Source organism: Anoxybacillus sp. FSL W8-1294, assembly GCF_037965005.1.
In the GTDB taxonomy this organism is placed as follows: domain Bacteria; phylum Bacillota; class Bacilli; order Bacillales; family Anoxybacillaceae; genus Anoxybacillus; species Anoxybacillus flavithermus_G.
Map to the genome: position 1 here is coordinate 2,499,252 of NZ_CP150179.1, position 16,471 is coordinate 2,515,722.

At 41.9% G+C, this 16,471-nt stretch carries 20 protein-coding genes and 1 riboswitch; of the genes, 5 read left to right on the top strand and 15 right to left on the bottom strand.

Features of this window, described 5'->3' with window-relative positions; translation table 11 throughout:
* Nucleotides 1-12: 12 nt before the first annotated feature.
* From NSQ23_RS13605 to NSQ23_RS13665, 13 genes are all read right to left on the bottom strand, one after another.
* Nucleotides 13-681 carry a methionine ABC transporter permease gene (locus NSQ23_RS13605; protein WP_192948497.1) on the bottom strand — a complete coding sequence of 223 codons (669 nt, stop codon included), beginning with the start codon at nucleotides 679-681 and terminating at the stop codon, nucleotides 13-15.
* On the bottom strand, nucleotides 671-1,699 hold the full coding sequence (locus NSQ23_RS13610; protein WP_339171375.1) for a methionine ABC transporter ATP-binding protein: 1,029 nt from the start codon (nucleotides 1,697-1,699) through the stop codon (nucleotides 671-673). The genes NSQ23_RS13605 and NSQ23_RS13610 overlap by 11 nt, the downstream gene beginning before the upstream one ends.
* Before the next feature lie 75 nt (nucleotides 1,700-1,774).
* Nucleotides 1,775-1,880, bottom strand: a riboswitch (SAM riboswitch).
* A gap of 139 nt (nucleotides 1,881-2,019) precedes the next feature.
* Nucleotides 2,020-3,312 carry an O-acetylhomoserine aminocarboxypropyltransferase/cysteine synthase family protein gene (locus tag NSQ23_RS13615; protein ID WP_339171379.1) on the bottom strand — a complete coding sequence of 431 codons (1,293 nt, stop codon included), beginning with the start codon at nucleotides 3,310-3,312 and terminating at the stop codon, nucleotides 2,020-2,022.
* A 64-nt stretch (nucleotides 3,313-3,376) separates the two neighbouring features.
* A complete protein-coding gene (locus NSQ23_RS13620; protein WP_035020823.1) occupies nucleotides 3,377-3,676 on the bottom strand; it encodes a hypothetical protein in 300 nt (99 codons plus the stop codon).
* Nucleotides 3,677-3,805: 129 nt separating this feature from the next.
* Complete coding sequence (locus NSQ23_RS13625) at nucleotides 3,806-4,075, bottom strand: thioredoxin family protein (protein WP_339171382.1); 270 nt, start codon at nucleotides 4,073-4,075, stop codon at nucleotides 3,806-3,808.
* Nucleotides 4,076-4,083: 8 nt separating this feature from the next.
* Nucleotides 4,084-4,431 carry a toprim domain-containing protein gene (locus tag NSQ23_RS13630; protein WP_004892434.1) on the bottom strand — a complete coding sequence of 116 codons (348 nt, stop codon included), beginning with the start codon at nucleotides 4,429-4,431 and terminating at the stop codon, nucleotides 4,084-4,086.
* A gap of 97 nt (nucleotides 4,432-4,528) precedes the next feature.
* On the bottom strand, nucleotides 4,529-4,777 hold the full coding sequence (locus NSQ23_RS13635; RefSeq protein ID WP_004892436.1) for a YusG family protein: 249 nt from the start codon (nucleotides 4,775-4,777) through the stop codon (nucleotides 4,529-4,531).
* Nucleotides 4,778-4,810: 33 nt separating this feature from the next.
* Entirely contained in the window at nucleotides 4,811-5,194 is a 384-nt protein-coding gene (gene gcvH, locus NSQ23_RS13640; protein WP_004892441.1) for a glycine cleavage system protein GcvH, read from the bottom strand.
* Between the two features lie 57 nt (nucleotides 5,195-5,251).
* Nucleotides 5,252-5,611: an arsenate reductase family protein gene (locus NSQ23_RS13645; protein ID WP_004892444.1), complete on the bottom strand. Its 360-nt coding sequence runs from the start codon at nucleotides 5,609-5,611 to the stop codon at nucleotides 5,252-5,254.
* 35 nt (nucleotides 5,612-5,646) lie between these two features.
* The gene (gene iscB, locus NSQ23_RS13650) at nucleotides 5,647-6,951 is read right to left on the bottom strand and encodes an RNA-guided endonuclease IscB (protein WP_339171388.1); all 1,305 of its coding nucleotides are present in this window, start codon (nucleotides 6,949-6,951) and stop codon (nucleotides 5,647-5,649) included.
* Nucleotides 6,952-7,252: 301 nt separating this feature from the next.
* Nucleotides 7,253-9,034, bottom strand: coding sequence for an acyl-CoA dehydrogenase family protein (locus tag NSQ23_RS13655; protein WP_339171391.1), 1,782 nt, complete (start codon nucleotides 9,032-9,034; stop codon nucleotides 7,253-7,255).
* A gap of 15 nt (nucleotides 9,035-9,049) precedes the next feature.
* Nucleotides 9,050-10,222, bottom strand: a complete 1,173-nt coding sequence (locus tag NSQ23_RS13660) for an acetyl-CoA C-acetyltransferase (protein WP_339171393.1) — start codon at nucleotides 10,220-10,222, stop codon at nucleotides 9,050-9,052.
* A 12-nt stretch (nucleotides 10,223-10,234) separates the two neighbouring features.
* Nucleotides 10,235-12,613, bottom strand: a complete 2,379-nt coding sequence (locus NSQ23_RS13665; RefSeq protein WP_339171396.1) for a 3-hydroxyacyl-CoA dehydrogenase NAD-binding domain-containing protein — start codon at nucleotides 12,611-12,613, stop codon at nucleotides 10,235-10,237.
* 148 nt (nucleotides 12,614-12,761) lie between these two features.
* Here NSQ23_RS13665 and NSQ23_RS13670 point away from each other — a divergent pair, with 148 nt between their 5' ends.
* Nucleotides 12,762-12,908 (top strand): YuzL family protein, encoded by a 147-nt coding sequence (locus tag NSQ23_RS13670; protein WP_339171399.1) that lies wholly within the window; start codon nucleotides 12,762-12,764, stop codon nucleotides 12,906-12,908.
* Nucleotides 12,909-12,926: 18 nt separating this feature from the next.
* On the opposite strand, the gene NSQ23_RS13675 is transcribed toward NSQ23_RS13670, so the two are convergent.
* Nucleotides 12,927-13,844, bottom strand: coding sequence for a proline dehydrogenase (locus NSQ23_RS13675; protein ID WP_004892460.1), 918 nt, complete (start codon nucleotides 13,842-13,844; stop codon nucleotides 12,927-12,929).
* Nucleotides 13,845-14,008: 164 nt separating this feature from the next.
* Between NSQ23_RS13675 and NSQ23_RS13680 the strand changes: the two genes are divergently transcribed.
* The 4 genes from NSQ23_RS13680 to NSQ23_RS13695 all read left to right on the top strand — a co-directional run bounded on the left by NSQ23_RS13680 (nucleotide 14,009) and on the right by NSQ23_RS13695 (nucleotide 15,835).
* Complete coding sequence (locus NSQ23_RS13680) at nucleotides 14,009-14,260, top strand: hypothetical protein (RefSeq protein ID WP_339171403.1); 252 nt, start codon at nucleotides 14,009-14,011, stop codon at nucleotides 14,258-14,260.
* A gap of 13 nt (nucleotides 14,261-14,273) precedes the next feature.
* Complete coding sequence (locus tag NSQ23_RS13685; RefSeq protein WP_339171406.1) at nucleotides 14,274-14,597, top strand: spore coat protein; 324 nt, start codon at nucleotides 14,274-14,276, stop codon at nucleotides 14,595-14,597.
* A gap of 113 nt (nucleotides 14,598-14,710) precedes the next feature.
* Nucleotides 14,711-14,884: a hypothetical protein gene (locus NSQ23_RS13690; RefSeq protein WP_009362281.1), complete on the top strand. Its 174-nt coding sequence runs from the start codon at nucleotides 14,711-14,713 to the stop codon at nucleotides 14,882-14,884.
* Between the two features lie 285 nt (nucleotides 14,885-15,169).
* Entirely contained in the window at nucleotides 15,170-15,835 is a 666-nt protein-coding gene (locus tag NSQ23_RS13695) for a hypothetical protein (protein ID WP_339171413.1), read from the top strand.
* Nucleotides 15,836-15,937: 102 nt separating this feature from the next.
* Here the strand turns inward: NSQ23_RS13695 and NSQ23_RS13700 are convergent, their stop codons facing one another.
* Nucleotides 15,938-16,186, bottom strand: a complete 249-nt coding sequence (locus tag NSQ23_RS13700; RefSeq protein WP_252506455.1) for a helix-turn-helix domain-containing protein — start codon at nucleotides 16,184-16,186, stop codon at nucleotides 15,938-15,940.
* Between the last annotated feature and the right edge of the window lie 285 nt (nucleotides 16,187-16,471).

Below are 16,471 nucleotides of genomic sequence, written 5' to 3' on the forward strand. Positions count from 1 at the left end.
TTTTTCCTCCTTTTATCGTTTATCTATTTTAGAAGTGACAAAGTCACCAATAAACTGAATGATAAAGACGATGATTAAAATGAGCACTGTCGCAACAAACGTCACATCGTTATTGTTGCGTTGAAATCCTTCTAAATACGCTAAGTTTCCAAGCCCCCCAGCACCGACAACTCCTGCCATCGCTGTATAACCAACGAGCGCGATCGTTGTAACTGTAATACCAGATACAAGTGCTGGCAACGCTTCAGGGAGAAGCACTTTCCAAATAATTGTTGCTGTCGTTGCCCCCATCGCTTTTGCCGCTTCAATGACACCTTTATCAATTTCACGAAGCGCAATTTCAACCATGCGTGCATAAAACGGGGCGGCCCCGATAATGAGTGCCGGTAGCGCAGCATCCGCTCCAAGAATTGTACCAACGACAAGTTTCGTAAATGGAATAAGCAAAATAATTAAAATAATAAACGGTATAGAACGAAAAATGTTGACGAACGATGCGATCACACCGTTAATAAAACGATTTTCCCATATGTTTCCCTTAGACGTTAAAAAGAGTAACAATCCGAGTAAAATACCAAGCACAAACGTTGCGACAACGGAGACGGCGGTCATATACAACGTTTCCATTGTTGCCGCCCATATTTTATCCCAAACGACGTTCGGAAATAGCTCATTGAACATTCGCCAACACCTCCACTCCAACTTCTTGCTGGCGAATAAAAGCGAGTGCTCGCTCGATTTCTTCATCGGCACCGTCTAAATGAACGAACAACACCCCGTATGAACCGTGATGCGTTTGCGAAATTTTCCCTTGCAAAATGTTCACGTTTAAATCAAATTGTCGAATGATGTGCGTGATGAGCGGTTGCTCAGCTGCTTCGCCAACAAATGTAAGCTGTACAACTTTTCCATTTGGATATCGCTCAAGAAGATGCAACATCGCTTCTTTCGTTTCTTCCGGCTCAGTTACTTGTTGAACAAAACGCTTCGTAATCGGCTGCTCCGGCTTACGAAACACGTGAAGCACTTCACCCATTTCAACGATTTTTCCGTTTTCCATGACCGCTACACGATCACAAATTTTACGAATAACGTGCATTTCATGAGTGATTAATACGATCGTTAAACCGAGACGTTTATTAATGTCGACGAGCAAATCTAAGATGGAATCTGTCGTTTGTGGGTCGAGCGCTGACGTCGCCTCGTCGCACAACAACACTTTCGGATTGTTTGCTAACGCGCGCGCAATGCCGACACGTTGTTTTTGCCCGCCGCTTAGTTGTGACGGATATGCATTTTCTCGTCCTTCTAGCCCAACGAGCTGAATGAGTTCATCGACACGCTTCATCCGTTCTTCTTTCGGCACGCCAGCAATTTCTAACGGAAAAGCAATATTTTCGCGCACGGTTCGCGACCAAAGCAAATTAAAATGTTGAAAAATCATACCGATTTGTTGGCGCGCTTGTCGCAATTGTTTTCCACTAATTTTTCCGATGTCCTTGCCATCGACGATGACTTCGCCGCTCGTTGGCTTTTCTAATCCGTTCAATAACCGAATGAGCGAGCTTTTCCCTGCGCCGCTATAGCCGATAATACCAAAAATTTCTCCTTGTTCGATATGCAAATTCACATGATCGACTGCCGTTACATTCCCACTTGCTGCTTTATACACTTTTGTTACATTCGATAATGTGATCACGTTGCTGTCACCTTCCTTCCATGAAAAAAGCCTTTCTGCTCAAGAGAACAGAAAGGCGCGAATCGTCCATTCTGTCTCTTATCTCTCAAAGCAAACGCTTTGTGTGAATTGGCACCATTTCAGCAGCGCTGACGGTTGCCGGGTTTCATCGGGCACATCCCTCCACCTCTCTTGATAAGAGCGCTTTTAAACGCTTTATTCAGTTAACGTTTTAATATGTTTGAGGATCATTTTAAATTACAAAGGTGAGTATATCATCGAAAGAAGGACGGTGTCAATAAAAATTTTATAACATTTTTTGCGTATATGCACAAGGCATGCTACACCCGTGAATACAGCGAGCGCACACCTGTTGCGGACTCAATCGCTTGTTCTAAGTCTTCAATTAAATCATCGACATTTTCAATACCAACAGATAAACGAATCATATCTTCCGTTACGCCGGATGCTTGTAAATCTTCTTCACTTAACTGTTGATGCGTTGTACTTGCAGGATGAATAATTAAACTTTTTGCATCGCCGACGTTTGCCACATGTGACCAAAGCTTAACGTTGTTAATTAACGTAGCCCCTGCTTCACGGCCACCTTGAATGCCGAAGACAACGACTGCTCCTGCCCCTTTTGGCATATATTTTTTCGCTAGCTCTTTTGCTGGATGGTCGTCGTGTTCCGGATACAACACCCAATTAACTGCTGGATGGTTGTCCAAATACTCGACGATTTTTCTCGTATTGGCAATATGTTCTTTCATGCGGACGTGTAACGTTTCCAGTCCTAAATTAAACTGAAACGCGTTGAACGGGCTAATCGCCGGTCCTAAGTCACGTAACAACTGCACGCGTGCTTTCACGATATACGCCGCCGCACCGATGTCTGCGTATACGAGATTATGGTAACTTGGATCTGGCGTCGTAAACGCTGGAAACTTCGGCGAATGCCAATCAAATTTTCCACCATCGACAATGATACCACCTAACGTCGTTCCGTTACCAAGCAACCATTTCGTTGCCGAATGAACGACGATATCTGCCCCATGCTCGATTGGCCTACAAAGGTACGGAGTTGCAAACGTGTTGTCAATAATCAACGGAATACCTGCTTCATGCGCAATTTCCGCAACCGCCTCAATGTCTAACACATGCAGGCTTGGGTTGCCAATTGTTTCGGCAAAAATGGCTTTCGTTTTCGGCGTAATGGCAGCGCGGAAATTTTCTGGATCGGTCGGATCGACAAAATGTGTCGTGATGCCGTATTTCGGCAACGTATTCGCAAACAAATTGTACGTTCCTCCATATAACGTCGAAGCAGAAACGATGTCATCCCCGGCTTGAGCGACGTTTAATATCGCCATCGTAATAGCAGCCATGCCGCTCGCGGCCGCTAAAGCACCAATACCGCCTTCAAGTTGAGCGACACGCTCTTCAAACACCGTTACCGTCGGATTATGAATGCGTGTATAAATGTATCCAGCTTCTTTTAGCGCAAATAAATTGGCCGCATGTTCTGTGTTATCAAACAAGTATGCATTCGACTGATAAATAGGCACCGCACGTGCTTTCGTTACTGGATCCGTTTGCAATCCGCCATGAACAGCAATCGTTTCAAATTTCATCGTTTCTCCCCCATACGCAATAATTTGTGAATATTTTGAATTTTAACATGACAAAATGCGTTCGTCAACGAACAACATCATACGGCTTGGCAAGAAAAAAGATCGACTCTAACAATAAAATGTGACGAAACGATGCTGTGACGGACAATTCGTTTAATCGCAGTTGTTGCTGTAGTTTTAAAGACCCTTGCAATAGCGACATAATTGCCTGTGCCGAACCACGAATCGTAATGACTCGCTCGCCATCTACCTCTTCTACGCGACGAATCCCTTCTTTCGATATGCATAATAATACTTCTCGACTCTCCCATTGTAGTTGAATATATAAACAGTCATTCGGCAAAATCGGCGCTAACATGTTCATTCAATCGCCCCCGTCCCATATTTCTCATATCCATTGTTTCCATATAAATGCGAGTAGTTCCTGCTATAAACGCTCGACAAATGTCTCGTTTCCTCGTCAATTTCCCAAGAAATATGTCGAAAGCTGGCTTTATTCAGCCAGCTTTCGCAACGTTTCGTATAAATATGGAACAGAATGAAAAGCATATATTTTTTGTACAAGTTTATCATGTTGAAAAATAAGTAAACACGGAACGCTTTCGATGCACCACTCAACCGCTTTGTCCGGCACGTAGTTTAAATCTTGACGTTCAAATGTAACAGATGGCAATAACTGCTCAAGTACATCAACCATTCGACTTGCCACTTGACATGTGCCGCATAACGGCGTGTACATATAAACGACTTTCACAACAACCACACAACTTTCTACAAATATTGGGCATGTACATCAATGTTTGCACTTAATAACACGACCGCAATATGATGCTTCGGAGCTGCTGCGACTTCACGATACATTTTATCAATATATAAGTGCTCAGCATGCGGAAACTCTCGACGGAGTTGACGACGTAATTTCTCCCCCGCTTCATCGGAATCGACTAAAATGTACACTTCTTTATCGTACAAAGCATCGATTAATTCATCAAGTTTGGCGGTGCCAAGCGTTCCGTTTGTACATATAATTTCAACTGGCTCACTAATGATGCTTTCGACTTTTCGTTTATCTGAGCGCCCTTCGACAATAATCACTTTTTCTACCTCAACAATCGCCATCGTCATCACCTTGTACATTCATTTATGTATATTATATTCGTGATCGTACACTTTTTCTCCTTTTATTCAATACAAAAGGACAGCGATGGCGCTGTCCTTAACACCAACCACCTTCTATGTCACAATCGACATATTTCATATTTGGATGTTCAGTAACTGTTACGCTTTTCAAAATACGCCTGTTTTGTTGTTGGTATCCATGCTTTAACTTTAACTTATTCGTTTCTTGAACAAATCCTCCAACACATTCGTTGTCATAAAACAGCTCAAAGTTGCCGTTTTCATTAAATTTCCCAACAACATCTTTTGTAATATCGATTGTTTTTTGTTTTAACAAAAAAGACACCCCAGTGTCATAGGGTGCCCTGTGATGTGTGTTTTACTCTTGATTAATCATTTGTTCGTATTGTTCTGCCGTTAATAGGTTGTCCACTTCACTTAAATCGCTTGGCTCAATGACGATCATCCACGCTTTATCATATGGTGATTCGTTTACATACTCTGGGTTGTCGTTTAACTCTTCGTTCACAGCTACGACTTTTCCGCTAATTGGGGCATATAATTCAGACACAGTTTTCACTGACTCCACGCTACCAAATGGCTCATTTGCTGTCAGTTGCGCCCCCACTTCTGGCAATTCAACGAATACGATATCGCCGAGTTCTGACTGGGCAAAGTCCGTAATCCCAATGCGAACTGTATTTCCTTCGACACGCACCCATTCATGTTCTTGTGAATAACGTAGCTCTTTTGGAATGCTCATCGTTTTCCCTCCAACATATCATCTTCTTTTTCATCATACACGATTTTCAACATGATTTCACGATAATTTAAACATTTCGTGATATTTTTGTTCGTCAAATCCGACAATAACTTGCTCGCCATTTGTGATGATTGGACGCTTGATTAACATCCCGTCTGATGACAACAATTGCAGCATGTCTTCTTCTGTCATCGTTTTTAATTTGTCTTTTAATCCAAGTTCACGATACTTCATGCCGCTCGTATTAAAAAATTTCTTTAAATCAAGCCCACTTTTTTCATATAACGTCCGCAACTGCTCTTTTGACGGAGGCTGCTCAACAATATGTATCGCTTGCACAGAAATGTTGTTGTCATCTAGCCATTTTTTTGCTTTGCGACATGTGCCGCACTTTGGATACCAATAAAATGTTACCATCTTCTCACGAAACTCACGCAAGGAAGCCCCTGCCTTTAGGCACGGGGAGGAATTGCGCCTTGTGCAAGTTCCGCTTCCTCCTTTCTGTAAGTATATCCATCAAATCGCTGAATGACTTGAATATATTTATAGCTGATTCCTTGTGCGATACGTTTACCGTCTTTTCCTTTGATGTCGAAATTTCCAGTCTTCCTGCATGCCACTTCACCAAACCACACGCCTTTGTATTTTCCTCTTGGAACAATAGCCTTAACCATGTCTCCTGTTTGGAAGCCAAAGAAGAACTTTTGTCTTGCAAGATAACCCCTTGGGAAGCCATATCTATCTAGGTTTGTGCGTGAACGACTGCCACGCCCTTTTGCATTGATGAATAACACTTCTTTTGTTTTGAAGTACAAGTGGTTTGGTGTGCTTTCTCCAACGCAACAGGCATCAAAATAGTGTGTTTTCGGCAAACCTAAACGAATACGATTCATTTTTGTTCGTGCACCTGTTCCGCACTCAACATCTAATCTTGCCTGCTTTAATACTTCGTACACTTTCCATCTTGTTGCGTTAATGATACTTGTGTCTTTTAATGATTCTTTGACTTGTTTTTGAATGTGTGGACAGCCGAACTCTTCTGCTGTTTGGTTTCCTTTTCTTTGGTTGCAATCTCGACATGCAAGGCAAAGGTTATCTATTCGATCTGTCCCGCCTCTCGATTTTGGAATAATATGCTCCACTTCAAGTGGAACGTTTTCTTTTCCGCAATAACAACACTTTCGTCCAAACTTTTCAAGCAAGTATTCTCTTACTTCGTATCCTTGAAGCGTGCCTTGCTGATACTCAATGCCACTGATTTCAGGATTTCGCATGAGTTGCGTGTCGAATTTGGCATTTTCGTATGATATATGTCCAATGGGGCATAACTTTTTTAGACGGCTAACCCATGTTTGGATATTTTGCACACGACTCTCTAGTGATGGAGGCAACCATCCCTCCTTTCGCTTTCGGTTCAGAAAGCGTGGTTTTCTGTATCTTGTTTTTCGATTTCGTCTTGCTCGACGAAAAGCACGCCTTTTATCTATTCTTTCCTTGATGTCTGTGCGATGGTCAAGTTGCCCTAACCATACCACTTCTTGTCCTCGCAAAATCGCTAATCCTGTATGTCTACTTCCATAGTCGATTTTTAGCCGATATGTTGTTTCATTTTCTGATTCGTCCACTGATTTTTTCAAGATAATGGTAAATGGGAATCGTTTGTAAATCACCGCCTTCCCTTGTTTCAACAGCTTTCTCGCAACTGCTTCGTGACAAGGAGCAAGCGGACACTTATTTGTGTCTAACACAAAAACCATAGGGTCCTCCCCTTTCCTCTGCTTACGCAGGTCATATTCTCCTCGACCATGTTATAGATGCTTGTTATGTGCAAGACACTAGCGCCACCCACCACGCTTGTTTAATCTTGCACGACAGGGGGTAGGGCTGGAGAAGCACCCCACCGTGTCATGACATCTATAACGTAGGCTCTGTTTCAAGCCTTGGTCTGGTCAACATGGGGCTTACAAGCCCACGATTTTAGTCGTTGGGTTGTTGACCTCATCTATACACAATATAACAAACAGAAAGTACCAGACGATGCGTCTGGTACTTCCATTATTACACAACATATCGTTCAGCTTCAATTAGTGCTTGCGCTGCCTCACGTTTTTTCGCAATGATGTTGATTGGCGTATGACGTGTTAATTTACGCAATGCTGATAGCATCATACGCAACATGTCACCTTGTTCGACAGCGACGATCGTTTCTTTTGCATGTGCTTCAATTTCGTTAAATGCTTCCTGGCAGAAAATTTGTGTATACAATACTTTTTGTTTGTTTTTCTCAACGCCAGATTGGGCAATCGCTTTTTCCGTGCGTAAAAGCGCAGATTCCATCGCATATACGTTGCTAACGATGTCTGCAATATTCACAAGCACTTCTTGCTCTTTTTCAAGTTTCGGACCGAACTTTTGCGCCGCCAGTCCCGCGACCATTAAAGCGATTTTTTTCGCATTACGAACAAGATATTTTTCTTGTTCAAGCACGCCATCGCCAACTTCTTCCGGCATAAGCATCATTAATTCTTCTTGTAATTGTTGCGCTTTTTGTAAAAGCGGCAATTCACCTTTCATCGCCTTTCTTAAATACATTCCTGGTACAAGGAGGCGGTTAATTTCGTTCGTTCCTTCAAAAATACGGTTAATACGTGAATCACGATACATGCGCTCAATTTCGTATTCTTGCATGAAACCATAACCGCCGTGAATTTGTACACCTTCATCTACAACGTAGTCAAGCATTTCCGTAGCAAATACTTTATTTAATGAGCATTCAATCGCGTATTCTGCAATCGCTTTTGCCGTTTCCTTTCCGTCTTTTGCTTGTTCATCTGTCAACTGTCCCATGCGCGCTTCAAATAAACCGACTGTACGGTAAACGGAGCTTTCTGCCGCATACAATTTCGACGCCATCGTCGCTAATTTTTCTTGTGTTAATGTAAATTTCGAAATTGGTGTTTTAAATTGTTGACGTTGATTGGCGTATTGAATCGTCACTTCAAGGGCACGTTTTGCTCCGCCAACGGCACCGACGCCAAGCTTATAACGGCCGATGTTTAAAATGTTAAAGGCGATGATGTGGCCTTTGCCGATTTCGCCAAGGACGTTTTCTTTCGGAACGAGCGCATCTTGTAAAATTAATGTGCGCGTCGATGAGCTTTTAATGCCCATTTTCTTTTCTTCTGCTCCTGTCGATACGCCGGGGAAATCGCGCTCAACGATAAATGCCGTGAAATGCTCACCGTCTACTTTGGCATAGACGACGAATACGTCGGCAAAACCAGCGTTTGTAATCCATTGTTTTTCCCCATTTAAAACGTAATGCGTACCTTCCGTATTTAGTTTTGCTGTCGTTTTCGCACCGAGCGCATCTGAGCCAGAGCCTGGCTCTGTTAACGCATAAGCAGCAATTTTCTCACCTGTCGCTAGTGCCGGTAAATATTTTTGTTTTTGCTCCTCTGTTCCGAACAAGACGATTGGAAGCGAACCGATCCCGACGTGCGCACCGTGTGAAATCGAGAAGCCGCCCGCACGCGCCATTTTTTCAGCAATTAATGCCGAGCTAATTTTATCTAAACTTAATCCACCATATTCTTCAGGCACATCTGCACCAAGCAATCCGAGTTCACCTGCTTGTTTTAAAAGCGCAACAGAACGATCAAACTCATGATTTTCTAAATGTTCAAGTTGTGGCAACACTTCATTCACGACAAATTCTTCTGTCGTTTTCGCAATCATTTTTTGTTCGTCTGTAAAATCTTCTGGTGTAAACACTTGCGTTGATGACACATCTTCAATTAAAAAGCTACCACCTTGTGCAACTTTCAATGTTTTTTCCATCATTATTTCCCCCTCTTATAATAATTCAAATACGCCTGCAGCACCCATGCCACCGCCAATGCACATCGTGACAATACCAAATTGTTCGTTGCGACGACGCATTTCATGTAAAAGCGTCAACGTTAGCTTTGCACCTGTACAACCGAGCGGATGCCCAAGAGCAATGGCTCCTCCGTTTACGTTTACTTTTTCTTCATCTAGTCCGAGTTCGCGAATGACTTGAATTGATTGTGATGCGAACGCCTCGTTTAGTTCAATTAAACCGATATCAGAAAGCTCAAGACCCGCAAGCTCAAGCGCCTTTGGAATGGCTGCAATCGGACCGATACCCATCACTTCAGGTGGAACACCTGCAACAGCAAACGAGCGGAATTTACCAAGCGGTTGTAAACCGAGCGCTTTCGCTTTTTCATGATCCATCACCATCACCGCAGCTGCTCCGTCGCTCGTTTGTGAAGCGTTTCCTGCTGTTACCGTTCCGTTTACCGAAAACGCAGGGCGTAACTTCGCGAGCGTTTCCATATTTGTATCTGGGCGTACTCCTTCATCTTGACTAAACGTCATCTTTTTCTCTACTAATTTATTGTTTTCAATATGACGGACTGTCACTTCGACCGGCACAATTTCATCGACAAATTTTCCTTCGGCAATCGCTTTTGCTGCTCTTTGATGGCTGCGAACAGCAAACGCATCTTGCTCTTCGCGCGTCACCCCATATTTCATCGCGACTTGCTCAGCTGTATGCCCCATCGACATGTAATACTCTGGCGCACTTTCTGCGAGCTTCACGTTCGGACGTACGACATGACCCATCATCGGAACCATGCTCATCGACTCCACACCGCCAGCAATAACGGTATCTGCATGACCAAGCATAATTCTTTCTGCCGCATAAGCGATCGCTTGTAATCCTGATGAACAATAACGGTTAATTGTAATCGCTGGCACTGTATACGGCAAACCAGCAAGCGCACCAATGTTGCGCGCAATATTCAACCCTTGTTCTGCCTCTGGCATAGCGCAGCCGATAATGAGATCGTCAATGTTTCCTTCATAGTTTCCTGCTCGTTTCAACGTTTCTTTAACAACAATCGCCCCTAAATCATCTGGGCGGACGTTTGCTAACGTCCCTTTTTTCGCTTTGCCGACAGGCGTGCGCGCCCCGGCAACGATGACCGCTTCTTTCACGTCAATCCCCCCTTAGTTTCTTAACGGTTTTCCTTTAACAAGCATATGTTGCATGCGCGCTTGCGTTTTCGGCTCACCGACAAGACTTAAAAATGCTTCGCGCTCTAAATCAAGCAAATATTGTTCGTCCACTTCTGTTCCGTACGGTACGCTTCCACCAGCGATGACGTATGCAAGCTTTTTCGCAATTTTTAAATCATGCTCCGAAATATAGCCTGAATAATACATACCTTGAGCGCCAAGTAGTAACGTCGCATACCCTGTTTCCCCGACAACCGGAATTTTTTTACGCACCGGCGGTTTGTATCCGCTCTCATATAGCGCTAATACAGCTTGTTTTGCGTCATGAATGAGATGATCACCATTGATCGAAATACCATCTTGTGCATTTAAGAAATTTAACTCACGCGCTTCTGCTGCCGATGTCGATACTTTCGCCATCGCAATCGTTTCAAACACTTTATTTGCAACCTTTTGCAAATCAAATTCCACACCGTTTGGCATGCCGCTTAAATGTTTAATGTATAGCTCTTTATTTCCACCACCGCCTGGAATGAGACCGACACCTACCTCAACAAGCCCCATGTATGTTTCTGCAGCTGCCTGAATGCGTGAAGCTGGCAAGCAAATTTCCGTTCCACCGCCTAACGTCATCGCAAATGGTGCGACAACGACCGGTTTAGTGCTATATTTAATATTCATCATCGCTTGTTGGAATTGACGAACGACCATTTCAATTTCAAAATAGTTATCATCTTGCGCTTCCATTAAAATCATCGCAAGGTTCGCGCCGACACAGAAGTTTTTTCCTTGATTTCCGATGACAAGTCCTTTATAGTTGCGGTCAACTTCTTCTAACGCGTAGTTAATCATTTGGACGATGTCAAATCCAATGGCGTTGTTCGGTGAATGAAATTCGAGTAATGCTACATCGTCACCAAGGTCAATTAAACTTGCACCACTATTTTTCTTAATGACCCCTTTTTGTTCTTTTAAGCGCTGAATGTGAATGACTTTTTCATTTTCTTCAACCGGCTTATATTGTCCACGATCGTAGTATGATACGCGACCGTGCTCGTATTTATAAAACGCCTCATATCCGCTCGCAAGCATATCTTCAACCCACGATGGTACTTGACGACCTTCCGCTTTCATTTTTTCAACAGACTGCTTCACACCGATCGCATCCCATGTTTCAAAAGGACCGAGCTCCCAGCCAAAGCCCCATTTCATTGCACGGTCAATCGCTACGATGTCATCTGCGATTTCACCAAGCAACTGAGCGGAATATAATAACGTCGGGCTTAAAATATTCCACAGCAGTTGACCAGCGCGATCGTTCGCATATACAAGCGCTTTCAATTTGTTCGCTGTTCCTTTTGCTTGTTTGCTCATCTCGATCGACGGTGCCTTTAGTTTTTTCGTCGGTTCATACTCGAGCGTTTCATAATTTAATTCAAAAATGTCTTTTCCTTTTTTATAGAAAAATCCTTGCCCTGACTTACTGCCAAGCCATCCTTTTTCAACCATCGTTTTCATAAAAGACGGAACAGTAAACGCTTCTTTTTCTTCGCCTTCTACTTTTTCGAATACGTTGTTAGCTACATGAATAAACGTGTCTAAACCGACGACATCGAGCGTGCGGAACGTCGCACTTTTCGGACGACCGATTAATGGGCCTGTCACAGAATCGACTTCGCCGACGCTATAGCCACCTTTCATCATTTCACGTACCGTCACAAGCAAACCGTACGTACCGATCCGATTGGCGATAAAATTTGGCGTATCTTTCGCAAGAACGACGCCTTTGCCAAGCACATTTTCACCAAATTGTTTCATAAACGTAACAACAGCTGGATCAGTGTGCTTTGTCGGAATGACTTCTAATAGTTTTAAATAGCGCGGTGGATTGAAAAAGTGCGTGCCTAAAAAGTGCTTTTTAAAATCGTCCGAGCGTCCTTCGGCCATCGCTTCGATGGAAATGCCGGACGTGTTTGAGCTGACGATACTTCCTTGCTTTCTGACTTCATCCACTTTTTCAAACACACTTTTTTTCACATCAAGTCGCTCAACAACGACTTCAATAATCCAATCGCATTCGGCTAAGCGATGAAAGTCATCTTCAAAGTTACCGACTTCGATCAATGCTAAGTTGTCTTTCGACATAAGTGGCGCTGGTTTTTGTTTCAATAAACGTTGAACCGCTTGATTGACGATGCGATTGCGCACTTGTTTATGTTCAAGCGTCCATCCTTTTGCTTGTTCTTCAGCTGTCAACTCTTTCGGTACAATATCTAACAACAATGTCGGAATGCCGACGTTCGCTAAATGCGCCGCAATTCCCGATCCCATAACTCCGGAACCGAGAACCGCTGCTTTTTTAATTCGCATGCTCGTTCCCCCTTATCCGAATTGAATGAATGGTCATTCATTTTTCCTTTATCTTAAATATAAATTATATTTTAAATTTTCGCAACAAATAAATGTAGCGAATTTTGTCAACGATTTAGGAAATGATACAAAAGGAGGTGATGAGGCAATGAAAATGAAAAAACACCCGTCCAAAGCAGGTGTGAGTGCCGCAAGTGTAAAAGGAAATGCCGGTCCGACTGTGGAACGTGATGGGGGCGGAAAGAAAACAAGCCAAAATCAACAATATGGAAAAGAAAATATGGGAAGTGAATAAAGGTGGGACACCCCACCTTTATTTTTTGAATATACCTTTTAACACAAATGCCACGTTGGCTGGGCGTTCTGCTAAACGGCGCATAAAATAGCCGTACCAATCGGTTCCATATGGAACGTAGACGCGCATTGTGTATCCTTCACGTACTAATTGTTCTTGTCTCTCTGGACGAATGCCGTATAACATTTGGAACTCAAATTGATCGTTCGGGATGTTATATTCCTTCACGAGTTGTTTCGTGTATTCAATTATCTCATCATCGTGCGTAGCAACAGCTGTATAGTTTCCGTTTAATAGATGCATCTTAATAATCTTTTTAAAGTTTTCATCCACGTCTTTTTTGTCTGGAAAAGCGACTTCCTGTGACTCTTTATACGCGCCTTTCACGAGACGTAAATTCGGATGATACGCATTTAAATCTTCGATGTCTTTTTCCGTACGGTACAAATATGCTTGCAGTACCGTTCCGACATTGTCATACTCTTTCTTTAACTGCTTAAAAATATCGATTGTTTTTTGACAACGTGAATAGTCTTCCATATCAATTGTAACGAATACGCCGTGGGCTTTCGCTTCATCTAAAATACGGCGCATATTTTTCATCACAAGCTCATCGGAAATGTCTAATCCCATCGACGTCATTTTTAATGATAGTTGTGAATTTAGTTTATTTTCACCAATTGCACGAATCGCCTCAATCGAATGGTTCGCCATTTCATTCGCTTCTTGCTCGTTATCAACAAATTCACCTAAATAATCGATCGTGACCGCTAGTCCTTTACGATTCAGTTGTTGAATAACTTCTACTGCCTGTTCGATTGTTTCTCCCGCTACAAAACGCGACGCACCGAAACGAAGACCGTAACGCTTCGCCAATTTTGTTAACGTTTTATTTTTTGACAAAAATAAGAAAAAGTCGCGCATCAACTGCTCCATTGTTGTTTACCCCCTTTTGCAAGCGCATCCACCCGTATTGTAACACGTTTTCACTTGCTTGAATATGCTTTTGTCGAATAATCGTATTTTTTGTCTACATACGTATAACTATACAGCAAGTGGGCAATATACAGTCGAATGCGATTTTATTAGGAGGGATCCAGATGCAGCAACAAATGAACATGCAACAACAAGCGATGATGGCTCAACCGCCTGAAATGATTTCGACGAAAGACGCCCTTTATTTAACGGATGCGCTCTCATGGAATTTGATTGCGATGAAAAAAGCACATTTTTTCGCTTCTCAATGCCAAGATGAAGAAATTAAACAAGCGATTGATCGCGTTGGACAAATGCACCAGCGCCACTATCAACAGCTTTTACATCAATTGCAACCATCTGCCCACGTGCAATAAAGGAGGACATAACATGAAGGTGCAAAATCCAGAAACACCAATTCCAAAAACACCACAAATGAACGATCGCGATTTTATTAATGATATGTTATCGACTGAAAAATATATGACAGACAGTTATTGTACGTTTTTAAATGAAGCGAGTCATCAACATTTGTATGACGAAATTTTGCATATGTTTACCGAAACACAAAACTGTCAACGTGAATTGTACAATTTAATGTTCAAAAAAGGTTGGTATGCACTCGAACAAGCAGACCAGCAAAAATTACAACAATCGTATCAGCAATTTCAAGGATATGCGAGCCAATTCCCGTACAACAATATGATACAATAAGAAAAGCCGACTGCTGATGCAGTCGGTTTTTCTTATGATGAGCCCAACCATTGGACAAACGCCTTGCATATCGTGTTAATGTAATGATGAATTTGCGAGGAGGGAATGCTCAAATGTATGGTCGCAGACCGTTTTTCGGTTTTTTCGGTGCACCGTTTTTCGGGGGCTTTCTAGGTGGATTGCTCGGCAGCGCATTGACGCCTTATCCGTTTTATCCGCCACGCCCATATTATTATCCACCACGTCCATATCCGTTTTATCCATATGGTGGCGGATGGTATTATTAAATATAAAACGCTAGAGAGGCATTTACTCTCTAGCGTTTTCTCATTAGCGTATGGAGACGGTGGGAGTATAACTATTTTTTATCAAATATTGATATTTCAACGTTTTTACGATGTTTAATTTGTTTCTGTGCAAAATTCGTGCAAAATTATTTTTGATTCGCAAATTCATCAAAACAAGGCGGAGCGTGATCTCCGCCTTCTTTTTTCTTCAAAAATCTGTAATGACAGATAACCCCTAACTCTGATAATATTATTAAAAAAGTTATCAGAGGGGATGATAAAACAGTGGAATTTCTTGGCACACTAGGATTTATCGGGATAATTGTTGGTGTTGTACTGCTTATCATAGGTAAAATTAAAAAGAAAAAATATTACGGTGGGGTAATTACAATTGTTTCATTAGTTCTTTTTATTATCGCATTCATAGCTACACCGCCGACCGAGGAACAGAAAAACACAGAATCTACAGAAACACCTAAAGAGGAAGTGCAAAAAGAATCATCTAAACCAGCTGAAGAAAAGACTAAGGCAAAAGAGAAATCTGTAAAAGAGCAACCCAATAAAGAAGTTGCAGATTGGAAATCAAAAATTAAAGAAATTGCCGAAAATGATGATAAACCGGCAGATAAATATTATGCAGTTGAAAAATTAATGATGGAATATAAAACAAAATTCAATAAGGATGAGATTGAACAATTCAAGAGTGACATAATCAATGATTACAAATCCGGAGATTATTTAAGTGAATTAAATAATCATGAACGTATGTTAACCAATATTTTCAAATCTTATATTGTTGAACGAAATAGTGAAGGTGCTGTAAAAGATTTTGCTTTTGACTATCATCAAAACTTAAAATATACATATCGCGGTGTGGATGCTGTGGATAGTTCTGCTGTAAAATCGAATGAAAGACAGATGGATAAAGCATTGAAGGAAATGGGAAAATGACAGAATACAATAAGAGTCGAGGTTCGTTATATCAGTGCAGTTAAGGAAAATGAGTCACATTTAAATTAAAAAAGCCCCTCTCGAATGAGAAGGGCTTTTGCATTATTCTGCATCATACGGTCGGTATTTCTTGCGCAATGCCTCAAGTTCTTTTTTCCTTTCTTCGATATCCTGGCGTAAAAACAAACTATCGCCACGTAGTTTTTTTATCGGATTTAACTTACCAGAAGAAATCATCTGACTAACTCTCTGACGTGTAACACCAAGAATTTCAACTACCTCAGAAGTCGTGAGGACTTCGTTTTTAATGAAGTCCTCGAGTTCTTTTCGTGATGTAAAGTGATATTGCATATTAAGCACCTCATTTGCGGATATAGTTAATCAATCGATCGACTAGTGTCCAGCCCCATAACGCAATAGCCACTAATAACGCTATATCCAAAACACCTAAATTGCTAAAATCTGTAGTTACAAAGAAGCTGATAGCAATAATTGCGATCAATACATTAAGAATGACCTTTGACATTTATTTTGGGAGATGTTATTTTTTATTTAGAAGCCCTTCCCGAAGGTCGGGCTTCCTTGGCGATTATTTGCGACGCTTCTTTCTTGGACGTCGCTTTTTATTTTTTCTCC

Excerpts from the sequence above, each read along its gene's own strand:
- NSQ23_RS13685 (WP_339171406.1), top strand. The coding sequence starts at position 14,274 with ATGAAGGTGCAAAATCCAGAAACACCAATTCCAAAAACACCACAAATG.
- NSQ23_RS13620 (WP_035020823.1), bottom strand. The coding sequence starts at position 3,676 with ATGAACATGTTAGCGCCGATTTTGCCGAATGACTGTTTATATATTCAA.
- NSQ23_RS13605 (WP_192948497.1), bottom strand. The coding sequence starts at position 681 with ATGTTCAATGAGCTATTTCCGAACGTCGTTTGGGATAAAATATGGGCG.
- NSQ23_RS13615 (WP_339171379.1), bottom strand. The coding sequence starts at position 3,312 with ATGAAATTTGAAACGATTGCTGTTCATGGCGGATTGCAAACGGATCCA.
- NSQ23_RS13690 (WP_009362281.1), top strand. The coding sequence starts at position 14,711 with ATGTATGGTCGCAGACCGTTTTTCGGTTTTTTCGGTGCACCGTTTTTC.
- NSQ23_RS13645 (WP_004892444.1), bottom strand. The coding sequence starts at position 5,611 with ATGGTAACATTTTATTGGTATCCAAAGTGCGGCACATGTCGCAAAGCA.
- NSQ23_RS13630 (WP_004892434.1), bottom strand. The coding sequence starts at position 4,431 with ATGGCGATTGTTGAGGTAGAAAAAGTGATTATTGTCGAAGGGCGCTCA.
- NSQ23_RS13665 (WP_339171396.1), bottom strand. The coding sequence starts at position 12,613 with ATGCGAATTAAAAAAGCAGCGGTTCTCGGTTCCGGAGTTATGGGATCG.
- NSQ23_RS13700 (WP_252506455.1), bottom strand. The coding sequence starts at position 16,186 with ATGCAATATCACTTTACATCACGAAAAGAACTCGAGGACTTCATTAAA.
- gcvH (WP_004892441.1), bottom strand. The coding sequence starts at position 5,194 with ATGAGCATTCCAAAAGAGCTACGTTATTCACAAGAACATGAATGGGTG.
- NSQ23_RS13655 (WP_339171391.1), bottom strand. The coding sequence starts at position 9,034 with ATGGAAAAAACATTGAAAGTTGCACAAGGTGGTAGCTTTTTAATTGAA.
- NSQ23_RS13675 (WP_004892460.1), bottom strand. The coding sequence starts at position 13,844 with ATGGAGCAGTTGATGCGCGACTTTTTCTTATTTTTGTCAAAAAATAAA.
- NSQ23_RS13680 (WP_339171403.1), top strand. The coding sequence starts at position 14,009 with ATGCAGCAACAAATGAACATGCAACAACAAGCGATGATGGCTCAACCG.
- iscB (WP_339171388.1), bottom strand. The coding sequence starts at position 6,951 with ATGGTTTTTGTGTTAGACACAAATAAGTGTCCGCTTGCTCCTTGTCAC.
- NSQ23_RS13670 (WP_339171399.1), top strand. The coding sequence starts at position 12,762 with ATGAAAATGAAAAAACACCCGTCCAAAGCAGGTGTGAGTGCCGCAAGT.